Here is a 16,230-nt window from a genome sequence, read left to right as displayed (position 1 = left end):
ATTATTGATATAGACTCTTGTTTCCTGTGTTATAATCAGATAAGTATTTTTTCTTATTTACAGACTTTCGAGGAAAGCCTTTGTCACATTGAACGAACCGTCGGCCATTGTCTTCCAGAAGTCGTAATACATTTTCGCCTTATTGTCTTTCAGCGGGATGTCGCTTATTATTCTGAAACTTATAAAAGGAATACCGTATCTGTGGCATGTCTGTGCTATGGAGCAGCTTTCCATATCCACGGCTTTTGCATCGGGAAATGTGTCAAGTATCGACCGCATTTTCTCTTTCGTATCCACAAACCATTCTCCGCTCACAATCAGTCCGGGATGTATCCGTGTCGTGCAGTTTAGCGATGCGGCCTTTTCTACGAGTTCATTCGGTGAAATGAATGCGGCGGGCTGTCCGAGTATCTGTCCAGGCTCACATTCTTTTCCGCAGTATGCGTCATGATACCTGCATTCGGTGCTCACTACAACCTCTGTGACGTTCAGTGACGTGTCGGCTCCCCCTGCCACGCCTGTGGATATTACGATGTCCGGACGGTAGTTGTTAATCATTTCCACGGCACCGATTGCGGAATTTACCTTGCCGATACCGCATTGCTGTATTATTATGTCATTGTTGCCAATGTTTCCTGTCGCGAAACCGATGCCGTTGCGGCATTCATGTTCCAGATTGTTTATTGTTGACTGAAGTTGCGAGAATTCTTTCTCCATCGCAACGATAATTCCTATGCGCATGTTGTTTCTATATATTGTTTGAATGCAAAATTACAAATAATGTTTTGAATTAATACACTTTTCATTCAACAAAGAAAGGCGTGCTGCAATTTATCCCCGCCTGTGCCGTGTTGTTTGGGTTAAAAGTTGTAACAATATGTAATTCTTGTCTTTGTAAATTATGTATTGTCTTCAACTTACATTAACTTTGCATGCGGAAAATTTATAAACATTTACATATAAAGATGAATATATTCAAGAAATGTCTGCCGGACTTGCTGGCAGTGCTTATGTTTGCAGTTATCTCGTTTGCCTATTTTTTCCCGGCAGCTACAGAGGGGCGCATTCTTTATCGTGAAGACCATTCTGCCGGGCGCGGTTCCGGTCAGGAGCAGAAAGAGTATCTGGAGCGTACCGGTGAAAGAACACGCTGGACAAACTCTCTGTTCGGAGGCATGCCCACTTATCAGACAGCTCCATCCTATGGCAGCAGCGACACTCTCAATACCGCTGTGAGTTTCTATCATCTATGGCTTCCGGAGAATGTATGGTATGTATTTGCCTATCTTCTCGGATTCTATATACTCCTCAGGGCTTTTGATTTCCGTCATTCCCTTGCAGTGCTTGGCTCGGTGATATGGGCATTCAGCAGTTATTTCTTCATTATCATAGCTGCCGGACACCTGTGGAAGGTCATGGCCCTGGCATATCTACCGCCAATGATAGCCGGTGTAGTGCTGGCATATCGCGGTAAGTATCTTTGGGGTCTTGCCATGACGGCTGTTTTCACTGCATTTGAGGTGCTTGCCAATCATGTACAGATGACGTATTATTATCTGTTTGTATTGTTCTTCATAGTGTTGGCATATCTTTGGGAGGCTGTGCGTGAGAAGCGCATGAAGCATTTCCTTAAGGCTACGGGTGTTTGCCTGGCCGGTGCGGCGATAGGCATTTGTCTTAATCTGTCAAACCTGTATCATACGTGGCAGTATAGCAAGGAGTCTATGCGTGGAAAGAGTGAGCTTGTGAAGCAGAATTCAGCCAATCAGACTAACAGCGGCCTTGAACGCGATTATATAACTCAGTGGAGTTACGGTATCGACGAGACCTGGACCTTGCTTGTTCCTAATGTTAAGGGCGGGGCATCGGTGCCGATGTCGCAAAGCGAGGTTGCGATGAAGCATGCCGATAATACATATCTGCCGGTATACCAGCAGATTACCCAGTATTTTGGCGAGCAGCCTATGACCAGCGGCCCTGTTTATGTAGGTGCCTTTGTGTTGATGCTGTTTGTATTGGGGCTGTTTATCGTTAAGGGACCTTTGAAGTGGGGCCTTCTTGCAGCCACGGTGCTTTCTGTGTTTTTGTCGTGGGGGCATAACTTCATGTGGTTTACTGATTTGTTCATCGACTATATGCCGATGTATGCCAAGTTCCGTACGGTGTCTTCCATACTTGTCATTGCCGAGTTTACAATACCTCTTCTTGCCATGCTTGCTCTGAAGAAGATTGTTGACGGGCCGGAGATACTTACTGCAAATATAAGATACGTATATGCAGCGTTTGCCCTTACAGGCGGTGTGTCTTTTCTTTTTGCCGTTATGCCCGGGGCGTTTTTCTCTTCATTCGTGTCATCTTCGGAGATGCAGGCATTGAGCCAGATACCTTCAGAGCATCTTCAGCCGTTGCTTGCAAACCTTACCGATATGCGTAAGGCCGTTGTTTCAGCCGACAGCTGGCGTTCTTTCTTTATAATTCTTGCCGGCACATCCTGCCTGTTGCTGTTCAAGGCCCGGAAGTTGAAGGCTTTGCCGATGATAGTAGTCCTGACGGTATTATGTCTGGCAGACATGTGGCAGGTAAACAAACGCTATCTCAATGATGGGATGTTTGTTGAGAAGAGCGTGCGCGAACAGCCGGTGGAAATGTCACCCGCCGAGCGGCAGATCCTGCTTGACAAATCGCTTGACTATCGTGTGCTGAACCTTTCAACAAACACATTCAACGAGAATGAGACCTCATATTATCTGAAGAGCATCGGCGGATACCATGCGGCTAAGCTCCGTCGTTATCAGGAAATGATAGAGGCATACATTTCGCCTGAGATGCAGAAGCTTTTCCCGGCCATTGCCGAGGCTCAGGGCGATATGACAAAAGTCAACGGCGACAGCATTTATCCTGTACTGAATATGCTTAATACAAAATATTTTATTCTGCCCTTACAGTCCGGACAGACAGTTCCGATAATGAATCCTTACACATACGGCAATGCCTGGATGGTGGATAAGGTCCATTATGCGGATAATGCCAATGGTGAGATAGACATGGTCGGCAGGCTTGACTTGCGCCATGAGGCTGTGGCTGACAGGAAATTTGCCGGAGTGCTTGGAGAGAGCGACACTCAGGAAGGCGGAAGCGTTGTGAGGATTACGGCATACGAGCCGAACAAGCTTACCTACGATGTGGACTCACGTAAAGGCGGAGTGGTGGTGTTCTCGGAGATATATTATCCGGGATGGACGGCCACGGTAGACGGTGAGGAGGCAGAGTTGGGACGTGTGAACTATATTCTGCGCGCTTTGAAGGTGAAGCCTGGCCGTCACACGGTTGTGCTCACGTTTAAGCCTAAGTCCATAGACATTACGGAAACCGTTGCATACGTTGCTTATGCGTTTCTGTTGGCCGTCATTGTGCTGCTGGTGTTCTTCGAGATTAGAAAGCGTAAGGCACAGAAGCCGGTTGACGGAGGCAACGCCTGATAGGCGTTCATTTCTTCCCCGAGTAGGGACATCGTTTTGCGATGTGTACAATAGTTTATAATGAACTGAGGGTGTGATTGTTTGCCGCTTGACACGTGCCAAAGGCATGTCCCTGCATGGAGGATGAAAGCAACAAACGGACGTTTTCGTTAAGCCAAATGATTCAAAGCCGGCGGGGTTGCGTGTCTGCCGATTATCGGGTGAACAAAGAATGCCCCTGACTTATCTGTTGAGCCGAAACTCCCCCTGGTTTGTCGGGTGACCCGTTGTCAGTCCTGTTTGGTGAAAACAAAGGAAAGAATAATCCCCCGAAGGTTGAACCCACTCAACCTTCGGGGGATTTTCATGTCACGGTGTATGAAAGCCGTGCTTATACGTTGTAGTCGTGTTTGATGTTATGTCTGATGTAAGCCCTGTGGCCGTATGCGGCCACAACGATGAAGCATATTAATGGAATGACAAACGAGATGTTTGTGGCCGGCAGACCGAGAAGCGTGCCTCCCCAGTCGATTATTCCGGCCTGGACCGGAGGAAATACTGAACCTCCGAGAATAGACATAATGAGTCCCGCACCTCCTATTTTGACGTTGTCGCCCACTCCACGCAACGCAATGCCGTATATCGTGGGGAACATGAGCGACATGCATCCGCTGATAATCACCAGACAATACAGTCCGCCACGGTTTGTGAGCAGGATGACACCCGCTGTGGCTATTGTTCCGAGCACGGCAAGAATGGAAAGCAGGCGTCCGGGCTGAATGTATTTGAGAAACCATGTGCAGATGAAGCGGCTGAAGGTAAAGAGCAGAAGCGCCGCGATGTTGAATTTCTGGGACAGGATTTCCGCCTCGGTCTCGCCCATGCCCTCGCTCATCAGTATGTGTGTGCCGTATTGGATAATGAATGTCCAGCATGTCACCTGTGCCCCGATATAGAAAAACTGTGCAACCACTCCCTCACGGTAGTTCTTCATCCTGAAGAGTTCTTTGAGCGACTGTGTGAGTTTTTTCCCGGTGTGTGTGTCGCCGGTCATTGGCATTTTTGTGAATTTTATTGCGAAGAACAGCAACACAATGAACAGTCCTATAAATACGTATGGCTGGATGAGCACGCCAAGGTCTGCGTCTTTTATCGCGTTGAACTCTTCGGCAGGCAGGGTGGCCCTTTCTGCCGAACTCAACGGATTAATCCTTGCCTGTACACAGTACATTGCCACATACATTCCCGATACGGCACCTATAGGATTGAATGCCTGTGCGAGATTAAGTCGCTGTGTGGCGGTTTCATCGCTTCCCATACAGTAGATGTACGGGTTGCAGCTTGTTTCGAGAAATGACAGGCCGCAGGTCATGATGAAATATGCAAGCAGGAACGGATAGTATATTCCTGCGAATTTTGCAGGAATGAACAGCAGTGCACCGGTGGCATACAGGCCCAGGCCTGTGAGTACGCCTGCCTTGAACGAATATTTCTGAATGAACAGTGCGGCAGGGAATGCCATAACGAAATAGCCGAGATAAAAGGCCACCTGCACTAAGGCTCCTTCGGTGACACTCATTCTGAATATTTTCGAGAATGCTTTCACCATAGGACTTGTCACGTCATTTGCAAAGCCCCATAAGGCAAAGCATGATGTTATCATAATAAAGGGAATCAAAAGGCTGACACCGTTCTTGGTCAGTAAACCGTTTTCTTTGTTCATCATTTTTTTGTTAGTAGGTTTTTTATTCCGCAAAAGTAATAAAAATATTTAAGAATGATGTTTTTTATAATCGTTTCTTTCTTTAGGAGAGGCGTTTTCAAACTGGAAACTACACGTTTTTTTATTTTAAAGCGGCTGTTTTCAAACCCAGAAGAGCATAATGTTCAACTTTCCGACTTAAGTCGGAAAGCTTTCTGACTATAGTCGGAAGGGTGTCTGACTTAAGTCGGAAACCCGTCTGACTTAAGTCGGAAGGTTTGCGGACAGGCACTTTGCGGCCTGAAACATGCCAAAGGCATGTCCATACTCAGGTAAGAACCTAATACTTCATGTTATCCGTTTGGTCGCAAACGCTGGATTCTAATTATGGAGTGAACTCTGAATTTGCCGGAACTTGCGTTAAATTGTTTTTCATGCCGCAGATAATTCCGTCGTTTTGTTTAAATTTGTATTGGTTTATGGACGGACGTGGAATTTTATACTAAATGAAGGAATTTATGAAAAGGAAGACATATATTGCTATATCGGCTTTAGCCGTTATTATAGTCTCGGTAATAATGGGAGGTAGTTTTTATATGCTCGGTTATTCGCTTGACCCTGATCCCAACCGTCGTGATATAGACAGCGCGTTGCAGGTGTTGTATGGGCGTGCCCCGTTTATGAAGGCATGGACAGACAGCGTCAGGGGCAACGGTCTGTTGCGTGACACATTCATAACTTCCGTTGACGGCCGGCGTATGCATGCCGTTTATATGAGAGGCGACTCTGCATGCGGCCGTACGGCAATAGTGGTTCATGGATATAAGGACTGTCATGTCACATTCCTTTATATCGGCAGGATGTATCAGGAGCGGATGGGCTACAATATATTGTTGCCCGATTTGAACGCCCATGGCCTGAGTGACGGAGAAAGCATACAGATGGGATGGAAAGACAGAAAGGATGTGATACGCTGGGCCGAGGTGGCCGAAGAGATGTTCCGTGACAGTACAGGAAAATCGCAGATTGTAATACACGGAGTGTCCATGGGAGCTGCCACGACAATGTGCGTGTCAGGCGAGAATCTTCCCGAATACATAAAATGTTTTGTGGAAGATTGTGGATATACAAGTGTGTGGGATGAGTTCAGGAATGAGCTTCATGACGAATTCTCGCTTCCCTCGTTCCCGCTTATGTATACTGCCGATATGCTTTGCAGGATGAAATACGGATGGGGCTTCACAGAGGCGTCACCGGTAAGCCAGGTAAGGAAATGCAGGCGTCCGATGATGTTCATCCATGGCGACAAGGATACATTTGTGCCCACATGGATGGTATATAGGCTCTATGAGGCAAAGCCGGGCAATAAAGTTCTTTGGGTTGCTCCTGGAACGGAACATGCAAGGGCTTGTCTTGACCATCCGGAGGAATATGCCGGAAGGGTAGGTGCGTTTATCGCTTCAGCAGTTGTCTCAGGGCAAACCAGCAGTGCATCAGAAAAGTAGGAATGTGGCCGTAGTGTCTTGACATGACCCTGTATCTTTCCTTTAGTGAATCCGTGTGATGGACTGTGGATTGTCCCTCTTCTGTATAGCATACAAGCAGCGCATGTGTGTTTGATAGCGGAAGATGCAGCCTGGCACACTCTTTCATCACACGTATGCACCAGTCAACATCGGCAGAGTAGCGGTATCGCATGTCGTATCTGAATTTGCGGGCGATGTCGGTGCGGGCATAGAAAGCCTGATGGCAGACAAGCATTCCATGGATAAACGAACGCCACGACAGTTTCTCGGGAGGTGAAAGGCGGCGGTGGCGTATGAAGTTTCCGTTATTGTCCACAATGTCGGTATTGCCGTAGATCACTCCCGGCCACATCTGTGACACGCTTTCCTCCATCCGGCTGTTTTTTATAATGGTGTCTATAAGGTCAGCCTTCGGCAGGAAGTCACCTGCGTTGAGGAAACATATATAGTCGCCTGTTGCTGCGCCGAGTCCTTTGTTCATGGCATCGTAAAGTCCGTTGTCGGGTTCGGATATGATTTTCACTGTGTGTCCGTTATCCGCATTGTCGGATACGGTTTTATAGTCTTCCGCCATGCGCAGCGTATTGTCGGTTGAGGCACCGTCTACAATTATGTGCTCTACATGCCTGTATTCAAGACGGAGCACGCTGTTGAGTGTCCGTTCAAGGCAGTGTGCGGCGTTGAACGTTATTGTAACGTAAGTGATTTTCACCATGTCATGGAAGTGTTTTTTCGTTTTTTATTCTCTCGTAAAGCTTTATATATTTGTTTGCCACGTTGCTTTCCGAATATTTTCCGAGCACTTCTTTGCGCAGTTCTCTTCTTGAAACGTTCGTGTTGAATGCCCAGCCGATGCCTGCGGCAAGGTCTTTGGCGGAAAGATATTCCGCAAGATAGCCGTTCTTTTCGTGTGTTATGATGTCTGTTTGTCCGCTGTTGTTGAACGACACGGGTATGCATCCGCATGCCTGGGCCTCTATCAGCGTCTGCCCGAAAGTTTCATATAAAGATGACGATACAAGAACATTTGCCGCCGAATATATCTGCGACAGGGTATGGTCGTCCTTTACAACTCCTAAGTGGGTATACTTGACAGGGATTCCTGTGAGTGTGTCGGCATTCCTTACTGCTCCGAAAAGCAGCAGGCGGACATCATCCGTACAATACCCCATCTCGCCTACGAGATATCCAAGAGCCTCTTTCAGATAGGAAAAGCCCTTTACCGGGAAATCTATGCGTGCGGCTCCGAAGGCGATGACATATTTTTCCGTTATGGAGAGGGACGACCGTGAGTCGTTGCGGTCGAGAAGCTTGAATTTTGAAAGCGACAGAGAGTTGGGTATTGTTTCTATGGGCTGGTTTCGCAGCAGTGAGCTTGAGCGTGCCTTGCCGGCCAGCCATGTGCTGACCGCCACAAAATGTATTCGTGAGGATTCCATCATCCGCATCTTTTTCCTGAACACGCCTTTGGCCATGTCGCCAATGGAGATTTCGGACGTCAGCGGACATTTCTCACATGTTGTGGTATATTTCATGCACGAGTGTGCATGGTGGCATATTGCCGTGCATTCCCACATGTCGTGCATGGTCCATACAACGGGCTTGCCGCTGCCGAGAATCTTGCGTATGCCTTTCAGGGAAAGCATGCCTTGGTTTATCCAGTGCAGATGTATAATGTCGGCTTCCTTGAATTCACGCAGTTTTGTTATGTCTGTGCCACAGTTGGCAATGTCTACGGCAAAAAGGTTTTTCCTTGAGAAGTGAAGCCGGATGAATATCACTAAGCGTTCCCATAGGAAATTCCACTTTGTGCGGATACTTTTGGGAAGACCGGTAACGGTGATGTCATCGGTTTCCTTGTCCCGTACGAGCATCTTCGCCTTCACCCCGTTGTTGTTCAGGGCCTCCGTCAGGCGGTTGGCTGCAACGGCGGCTCCTCCGGTATTCTCACTTGTGTTTACAATCAGAACTTTCATTCAATTCTTCCGTTTTTATAGTATGATATTGCTGTATGTGTAATAAAGTATGGCGGGTGCAATGAAGCTTGCTTCAAATTGCTGGGGTGCAGCTTATCCTATGCAAAGGTAGTAAAAAAGCCGGTAAACAGACATTTGAGAATTAAAAACATTATTATCAGACTGTCATTCTCGCTTTTTTTCCGTAAGTTTGCATGGCAAAAGGAGTGGAGTGTTCTCTGCCGGCAGGGAATATTATTTGATAAACATTAAAAAGCATACACAATGAAAACAATAAACACAAGACGTAGCATACGTAAATATGCAAAGAAAGAGGTTGGCGAAGAGTTGCTGAACAAGTTGCTTTCAGAGGCCGCACGCACACAGACAATGGGTAACCTGCAGCTGTATAGCGTGGTGGTGACTCGTTCGGATGAGATGAAAGCCAGGCTTGCACCGGCACATTTCAATCAGCCGATGGTGACAGAGGCTCCCGTAGTGCTTACAATATGTGCGGACTACAACCGCACGAGCATCTGGTGCAGAAACCGTAAGGCAGAACCGGGTTACGACAATATGCTGTCGTTCATAAATGCGGCCACAGACGCGCTGCTTTATACGCAGACGTTCTGTAATCTGGCTGAAGAGGAAGGTCTCGGACTTTGTTTTCTTGGTACAACGGTGTATATGCCGCAGATGATTATAGATACTTTACAGCTTCCCGAGCTTGTCATGCCTGTGGCTACAATCACTCTCGGATGGCCTGCCGAGGAACCTGCTCTTTCCGACCGCCTGCCCGAGGAGTCTTTCATACACAGTGAGAAATATTCAAACTATTCTGCCGCGGATATAGATAAGTATTATTCTCCAAAAGAGGCGCTTCCGGAAAATCAGGAGTTTGTGAGAATAAACAATAAGGAGACGCTTGCGCAGATTTTTACCGATATAAGATATACGAAGAAAGACTGTGAGGCGATGTCGGAGGGATTCATTGAGGCATTGAAGAGGCAGAAGTTTATGTGAGATAGTGTTGCTGCACGTTTTCGATAAGCCGGGTGGGCAATATCAAACATGTTTGAATGTTGCCATGGCGAAAAAGGTAGGATGAAATTCAACATTTTAGGGTTGTACTGCGGTAAAAACAAAGATTTTTGAGTATATTTGCAATCTGTAAATATATGCGATATCCGTATAGAAATACAACTTAAGGAAAAGACAGATTTTAGCAACAAATTATGAAAAAACTATTATCACTTCCCCCCAACCTCGTGGGGTGCTTTCACGAAATAACAGGAACGTCACGCGAAGAATACTTTTGCACCAACGACCCCGTGGGCCGCAAACTGGGCAGCGGCGGTGGCACTACATGGCTAATGGAACAGTGCTATGAGGCATGGGGCAGGAGTCAGGGGATGAGCATGTCGGATTGGATAAGTTCCGAACGGCGTCTCATTCTCCATGCGGGAGGACAAAGCCGTCGTCTGCCGGCATACGCCCCGTCTGGCAAGATACTGACACCGGTGCCGGTGTTCAGGTGGGAGCGCGGTCAGAAACTGTCCCAGACCCTTCTCGACCTTCAGCTTCCGCTGTTCGACAGAATGATGAGGCTGGCACCCGACAATATCAATACCATGATAGTAAGCGGTGACGTCCTGATACGCGCCGCACAGCAACTTCCGGCAGTGCCTGAGGCGGATGTGGTATGCTACGGTCTATGGCTTGATGCATCTGTCGCCACCGACCACGGAGTGTTCGTTTCCGACCGTCATTCGCCAAATGTACTCAAGCAAATGCTGCAGAAGCCTTCTGTGGAAACACTCAACGGTGTATTGCAGAAAGGATTCTATCTTACCGATATCGGGGTATGGATGCTTAGCGACAAGGCAATGGAACTTCTCATGAAGCGTTCGAAAAAAGACGGAAACATAATAAACTATGACTTGTATTCGGAATTCGGATGCTGTCTCGGAACCGATCCGCTGATTGACGATCCTGAATTGAAGGAACTGAAAGTTGAGATTGTTCCCCTGCCCGGAGGAGAATTCTATCATTACGGCACAAGCCATGAGATGATTTCATCCACACTTGCGGTGCAGAACATTGTCAACGATCAACGTGAGATAATGCATCACGGCAGGAAGCCACATCCTTCGATATTCATACAAAACTCCGTCACCGACATTAAGTTTGATTCGGAAACCAAAAACCTATGGATAGAAAACAGTAACGTCGGAAAAGGATGGACCGTCACTCATGACAATATAATAACCGGAATGCCGGAAAACGACTTCAATATAAGGTTGAGCCCGGGACAATGTATAGACATCATTCCTTATGGCCGCACTTCATATATAGTACGTCCCTACATGATTGACGACAAGTTTGCCGGTGCAGAACAGCAGGACAAACGTTTCCCTGTGGTAAACGGCATCGAAGAAATAGAAACTGTTCTTGCATGCATGCTCAGTGGGAATACACCCGAAGGCTATACAATGATGAGTGCGGAAGACATATCCAACGAGGCCAACCTGCCGAGACTTGTCGCACAGCGCAAGGCATTCCGCAAAAGAAACTGGGCCGAGCTTGCGGCAAACCATGAACACAGTGTGTTCTATCAGACTGACCTTGACGATGCGGCACGGCAATTTGCCGCAGCAGCGGTGGCCGAACCGGCTCCTTTGGCTGACGACGCCCCGCTGCTCAAGCGCATACACGACGCCATGTTCCGATCGGAACTGCACCGTCTTAACGGAGGTGATGGAAAAGATGAGGAAAAGAAAGCGTTTGCACTCTTACGTGAAGGACTTACCGAAACCATACACTCCGAACGCCAGGAACCGCGCATGTCGGTATATGCCGACCAGATTGTATGGGGACGCAGCCCTGTGCGCATCGATATTGCCGGAGGATGGACAGACACACCGCCCTACAGCCTGATGGAGGGTGGCAACGTGATAAACCTCGCAATAGAACTCAACGGACAGCCACCGTTGCAGACATACATACGCCCGTGTGCAGACCATCACATCATACTCAGAAGCATCGACCTCGGGGCTGTTGAGGTTGTCGACACCTACGAGCAGCTTGCCGATTTCATGCACGTGGGAAGCCCGTTCTCAATACCAAAGGCCGCACTCGTTCTGGCCGGTTTCCTTCCCGAATTCTGCAAGACCACGTACCCGTCGTTGAAAGAACAACTGATGAACTTCGGTTGCGGAATAGAACTCACTCTACTGTCGGCAATACCTGCGGGCAGCGGTCTCGGCACAAGCAGCATCCTTGCATCCACTGTGCTGGGAGCACTCAACGACTTCTGTTCATTGGCTTGGGACAAAAGCGAAATATGCAAACGCACGCTTATTCTCGAACAGCTGCTGACCACCGGAGGCGGATGGCAAGACCAGTTCGGAGGCGTCCTCGGAGGTGTGAAACTGCTTCAGACCAACAAGGGTTTCGAACAGACACCACTCGTAAGATGGCTTCCGGATGACATATACACCAATCAGGAATATGCCCAGTGTCATCTGCTGTACTATACCGGAATAACACGTACCGCAAAGAACATTCTTTCGGAAATAGTGCGCAGAATGTTTCTCAACCACAACGCACAGCTCGAGATGCTACGCGACATGAAAGCACATACTATGGATATGTATGAGGCCATACAGCGCAACGACTTCAACAGAATGGGACAGCTTGTGAGACGAACATGGGCACAGAATCAGTCTCTCGACAAGGGCACAAATCCTGTAGCAGTGAAAAACATAACAGATCTGGTCGATGACCTTTGTCTCGGCTATAAACTGCCTGGAGCCGGGGGAGGCGGCTATCTTTACATGGTGGCAAAAGATCCTGAAGCCGCCGCGCGTATAAGACAAATAATAAACAACAACCGCAACAATCCTAATGCAAGATTTGTGGATATGTCGCTAAGTAAGACCGGACTTCAGGTAAGCAGAAGCTGACATTATAGGCAGAACAATGGAATTCAGAACAAAGGTAGACATTCCCCGGCCGACATTCAGTATAGGGCCGAACATAGAAATGCTTTTTGTAGGTTCATGCTTCGCTGACAGTCTCGGAAAAAGGTTTCAAGAGGATAAGTTCCGTGCAAAGGTGAATCCGTATGGTGTGATGTATAATCCTGTAAGTATAATGCACACCGTTGAGCGGATAATGACAGACGACACGGAATTTATGCCTGAGACAGCCATATTCACACTTGGTACAAACCATATATACAGGCTTAAGGAAACCGGTGAGATTGTGGACAATTGCCGCAAACGTCCGCAAAAGCTTTTTAATGAGGAGGAACTTACGATAGATGAATGCGTGAAATGCCTTTTAAAGGCTGTTGAGATATTGCAGAACCGCAATAGCAATATCCGGATAATAATAACGGTAAGCCCCATCCGATATGCGAAATACGGATTTCACGGAAGCCGGCTGTCAAAGGCGACACTGCTTCTCGCTGCCGATATGCTCGTGAAGGAGAATCCTGCCTGCACATATTTTCCCGCATACGAAATCATGAACGACGAACTGCGCGACTACCGTTTCTATCGTGAGGATATGCTTCATCCGTCGGACCAGGCGGTGGAATATATATGGCAGCTGTTCTCAGAGGCATATTTCAGCGATGCCGCCAGATGCTTCATCAATGAATGGCGTCCGATAAAGGATGCCATCGGGCACAAACCTTTCAATGCGGAGTCGGAAGAGTATAAGGCCTTTTGGGATAAAACTATGCGTAAAGTGGCTGATTTATCAGAAAAATACCCTAACTTTGCATTGTAAAAATATTCAGAAATGAAATATACTATCGAGAAAGTTGCCACGCTCATCGGAGCGCGACGTATCGGAGATACCGATGCTGATATAAGATGGATACTTACCGATAGCCGCTCACTTTGCTTTCCGGAGGAGACTTTATTTTTCTCCCTTACTTCGGAACGCAATGACGGACACCGATATATCCCCGAACTTTACCGTCGCGGAGTACGTAGCTTTGTTGTTACGCATCTTCCTGAAAATCCCTCCGCAGACTATCCGGATGCAAATTTCCTAAAGGTTGTAGATACACTTGCAGCCCTGCAAAGACTCGCAGAACGTCATCGCGACGAGTTTGACATTCCAATAGTGGGCATAACAGGCTCAAACGGCAAGACAATGGTCAAGGAATGGCTCTATCAGCTGTTGTCACCGCAAATGGTGGTCAGCCGTTCACCGCGCAGCTATAATTCGCAGATAGGCGTGCCGCTGTCGGTATGGCTACTCGATGAGCACACGGAGGTAGGACTGTTTGAGGCCGGAATAAGCAAACCCGGGGAAATGCAGGCATTACACGACATCATACAGCCTACTGTGGGGGTTCTCACCTCGCTCGGTGCGGCACATCAGGAAAACTTCCGTTCCATAGATGAAAAATGCATGGAAAAGATTACACTCTTTCATGATGCAGACGTGATTGTATATAACGCTGACGACGATACAGCAGGCCGTTGCCTCAGATGTTCGGGATTCAAGGGGGAAAAGATTGGATGGAGCCGTGAGAACAGACAATCGGCGATGTTTGTCGAATCAGTCACAACTGAAGATGCGTCTACGCTAATACATTATATATATAAAGGTACGGCAGGAGCATACGAGCTTCCTTTCATCGACAAAGCCTCTGTGGAATGTTCTTTGGCATGTGCCTGTACGGCCCTTACCCTCGGTGTGGATGCAGACAGCCTTGCCCGGCGCATGTCGGGGCTTGAGCCGGTGGCAATGCGTCTTGAGGTGAAAGAAGGAAGACACGGATGCACACTTATAAACGACTCTTATAATTCCGACATCAGCTCACTCGGCATCGCACTCGACTTTATGAACAGACGTCCCGACCACAAAGGACGCCGTCGCACACTCATCCTCAGCGACATTTGTCAAAGCGGAATGCAGTACGACATATTGTGCCGTACAGTCTCAGATCTTGCCGTAAAACGCGGAGTGGAAAAGTTTGTGGGCATAGGCGGCCGGCTTGCATCACAAAAGGAAATGATAAAGGTGGACGAGAAGTATTTCTTCGACACTGTTGAGGAGTTTGTGAGAAGCGATGTGTTCATGGAGCTTCATAATGAGGTGATTCTCATAAAAGGTGCCCGTGCATTTGGTTTCGACCGTATAACAGAGCTGCTTGAACAAAAAGTGCATGAAACCATACTTGAAGTAAATCTCAATGCGGTGGTTGACAATCTCAACTACTACCGCTCATTTATGAAACCTTCCACAAAAATAGTGTGCATGGTGAAAGCCGACGCATACGGAGCCGGAGCCGTGGAAGTGGCAAAAACCCTTCAAGACCACCGAGTGGACTATCTTGCAGTGGCAGTGGCCGATGAGGGTGTGACGTTAAGAAAGAACGGCATAACCTGTAATATCATAATAATGAACCCGGAGATGACTGCCTTCAAGACCATGTTTGACTATGACCTCGAACCGGAAGTATACAGTTTCAGACTCATGGAAGCCTTGATAAAAGCAGCTGAAAGAGAAGGACTGACAGGTTTCCCGGTACATATAAAGCTTGATACGGGCATGCATCGTCTCGGCTTCAATCCCGAAACGGATATCGATGAGGTTATAAACAGGCTCAAACATCAGAATGCCATAATACCACGCTCGGTGTTCTCGCACTTCGTGGGGGCAGACAGTGATGACTTCGATACGTTTTCCGAGTGCCAGTTCAAACGTTTCATAACAGGAGCCGAAAGGCTTCAGGCTGCATTCAGCCACAAGATACTGCGTCATATATCAAATTCTGCGGGAATAGAACATTTTCCGGAACGGCAGCTTGACATGTGCCGTCTGGGGCTGGGACTATATGGAGTGGACAGCCGCGACAACAGAATACTCAGCACAGTGAGTACACTTAAGACTACGATTCTTCAAATGCGAAACGTACCTAAGGAAGATACCGTGGGTTACAGCCGGAAGGGAAAACTCCACCGCGACAGTGTCATCGCCGCAATACCAATCGGATATGCCGACGGACTGAACCGGAAGCTCGGCAACGGCCGGTGCTACTGTATAGTGAACGGTAAGAAAGCCCCTTACATTGGGAATATATGTATGGACGTGGCCATGGTGGATGTAACAGGCATTGACTGCAAGGAAGGTGACATGGTTGAGATTTTCGGAGCCAATCTTCCTGTTACAGTTCTGTCAGATGCGCTTGATACAATACCATACGAGGTCTTCACAGGTGTAAGCAGCCGTGTGAAAAAAGTGTATTATCAGGACTGACATATATTGTACCCACAGGAAGAAAAGCGGACGTTTCCGGTATAAACAGACGGGCTATGTGATGTCTTGGTTCTTCCTCGGAGTAGGGGTATCGTTTTGCGATGTTTACAGTGTATATTACAAACAGGGCTTATTCATTGGATGGTGATTCCCGCCTGACACGTGCCAAAGGCACGTCCCTACATGTTGGATGAATGCAACAAATGATTTTAGAAGGATATGGCAGTGAAGCCTGACGGGATTTGCAAATATGCCCGGCAGGCTCTTCTTTTTGATTATCCATCATTAAATTCATGTCGTGACAG

Annotated in this window: 10 protein-coding genes; 6 read left to right on the top strand and 4 right to left on the bottom strand. The window is 47.7% G+C overall.

The window, feature by feature from the left end; translation table 11 throughout:
* Positions 1–57 precede the first annotated feature (57 nt).
* Positions 58–741: a 5'-methylthioadenosine/adenosylhomocysteine nucleosidase gene (locus HPS56_RS05745; protein WP_172275208.1), complete on the bottom strand. Its 684-nt coding sequence runs from the start codon at positions 739–741 to the stop codon at positions 58–60.
* Positions 742–965: 224 nt separating this feature from the next.
* On the opposite strand from HPS56_RS05745, the gene HPS56_RS05740 reads away from it, so the two are divergent.
* Positions 966–3,479 (top strand): YfhO family protein, encoded by a 2,514-nt coding sequence (locus HPS56_RS05740; RefSeq protein ID WP_172275207.1) that lies wholly within the window; start codon positions 966–968, stop codon positions 3,477–3,479.
* 370 nt (positions 3,480–3,849) lie between these two features.
* On the opposite strand, the gene fucP is transcribed toward HPS56_RS05740, so the two are convergent.
* Positions 3,850–5,184: an L-fucose:H+ symporter permease gene (fucP, locus tag HPS56_RS05735; RefSeq protein WP_369800276.1), complete on the bottom strand. Its 1,335-nt coding sequence runs from the start codon at positions 5,182–5,184 to the stop codon at positions 3,850–3,852.
* Between the two features lie 494 nt (positions 5,185–5,678).
* On the opposite strand from fucP, the gene HPS56_RS05730 reads away from it, so the two are divergent.
* Positions 5,679–6,665 (top strand): alpha/beta hydrolase, encoded by a 987-nt coding sequence (locus tag HPS56_RS05730; RefSeq protein WP_172275206.1) that lies wholly within the window; start codon positions 5,679–5,681, stop codon positions 6,663–6,665.
* On the opposite strand, the gene HPS56_RS05725 is transcribed toward HPS56_RS05730, so the two are convergent.
* Together HPS56_RS05725 and HPS56_RS05720 are read right to left on the bottom strand one after the other, a co-directional pair.
* Positions 6,613–7,401: a glycosyltransferase family 2 protein gene (locus tag HPS56_RS05725; protein ID WP_172275205.1), complete on the bottom strand. Its 789-nt coding sequence runs from the start codon at positions 7,399–7,401 to the stop codon at positions 6,613–6,615. The genes HPS56_RS05730 and HPS56_RS05725 overlap by 53 nt on opposite strands.
* 1 nt (position 7,402) lies before the next feature.
* On the bottom strand, positions 7,403–8,662 hold the full coding sequence (locus HPS56_RS05720; protein WP_172275204.1) for a glycosyltransferase: 1,260 nt from the start codon (positions 8,660–8,662) through the stop codon (positions 7,403–7,405).
* Positions 8,663–8,926: 264 nt separating this feature from the next.
* On the opposite strand from HPS56_RS05720, the gene HPS56_RS05715 reads away from it, so the two are divergent.
* The 4 genes from HPS56_RS05715 to HPS56_RS05700 all read left to right on the top strand — a co-directional run bounded on the left by HPS56_RS05715 (position 8,927) and on the right by HPS56_RS05700 (position 15,925).
* A complete protein-coding gene (locus tag HPS56_RS05715; RefSeq protein WP_172275203.1) occupies positions 8,927–9,664 on the top strand; it encodes a nitroreductase family protein in 738 nt (245 codons plus the stop codon).
* Positions 9,665–9,876: 212 nt separating this feature from the next.
* Complete coding sequence (locus HPS56_RS05710; protein WP_172275202.1) at positions 9,877–12,606, top strand: bifunctional fucokinase/fucose-1-phosphate guanylyltransferase; 2,730 nt, start codon at positions 9,877–9,879, stop codon at positions 12,604–12,606.
* Positions 12,607–12,622: 16 nt separating this feature from the next.
* On the top strand, positions 12,623–13,438 hold the full coding sequence (locus HPS56_RS05705) for a GSCFA domain-containing protein (protein ID WP_172275201.1): 816 nt from the start codon (positions 12,623–12,625) through the stop codon (positions 13,436–13,438).
* Between the two features lie 12 nt (positions 13,439–13,450).
* Positions 13,451–15,925, top strand: coding sequence for a bifunctional UDP-N-acetylmuramoyl-tripeptide:D-alanyl-D-alanine ligase/alanine racemase (locus tag HPS56_RS05700; RefSeq protein ID WP_172275200.1), 2,475 nt, complete (start codon positions 13,451–13,453; stop codon positions 15,923–15,925).
* Positions 15,926–16,230: the final 305 nt, after the last annotated feature.

The organism is Xylanibacter muris, assembly GCF_013166605.1.
Lineage (GTDB): Bacteria > Bacteroidota > Bacteroidia > Bacteroidales > Bacteroidaceae > Prevotella > Prevotella muris.
Note: the sequence above shows the minus strand (reverse complement) of the source record. Positions and strands in the feature narration are given on the sequence as shown.

Bases quoted from the DNA above. Each gene is read 5' to 3' on its own strand.
- HPS56_RS05745 (WP_172275208.1), bottom strand. From the start codon at position 741: ATGCGCATAGGAATTATCGTTGCGATGGAGAAAGAATTCTCGCAACTT.
- HPS56_RS05740 (WP_172275207.1), top strand. From the start codon at position 966: ATGAATATATTCAAGAAATGTCTGCCGGACTTGCTGGCAGTGCTTATG.
- fucP (WP_369800276.1), bottom strand. From the start codon at position 5,184: ATGATGAACAAAGAAAACGGTTTACTGACCAAGAACGGTGTCAGCCTT.
- HPS56_RS05730 (WP_172275206.1), top strand. From the start codon at position 5,679: ATGAAAAGGAAGACATATATTGCTATATCGGCTTTAGCCGTTATTATA.
- HPS56_RS05725 (WP_172275205.1), bottom strand. From the start codon at position 7,401: ATGGTGAAAATCACTTACGTTACAATAACGTTCAACGCCGCACACTGC.
- HPS56_RS05720 (WP_172275204.1), bottom strand. From the start codon at position 8,662: ATGAAAGTTCTGATTGTAAACACAAGTGAGAATACCGGAGGAGCCGCC.
- HPS56_RS05715 (WP_172275203.1), top strand. From the start codon at position 8,927: ATGAAAACAATAAACACAAGACGTAGCATACGTAAATATGCAAAGAAA.
- HPS56_RS05710 (WP_172275202.1), top strand. From the start codon at position 9,877: ATGAAAAAACTATTATCACTTCCCCCCAACCTCGTGGGGTGCTTTCAC.
- HPS56_RS05705 (WP_172275201.1), top strand. From the start codon at position 12,623: ATGGAATTCAGAACAAAGGTAGACATTCCCCGGCCGACATTCAGTATA.
- HPS56_RS05700 (WP_172275200.1), top strand. From the start codon at position 13,451: ATGAAATATACTATCGAGAAAGTTGCCACGCTCATCGGAGCGCGACGT.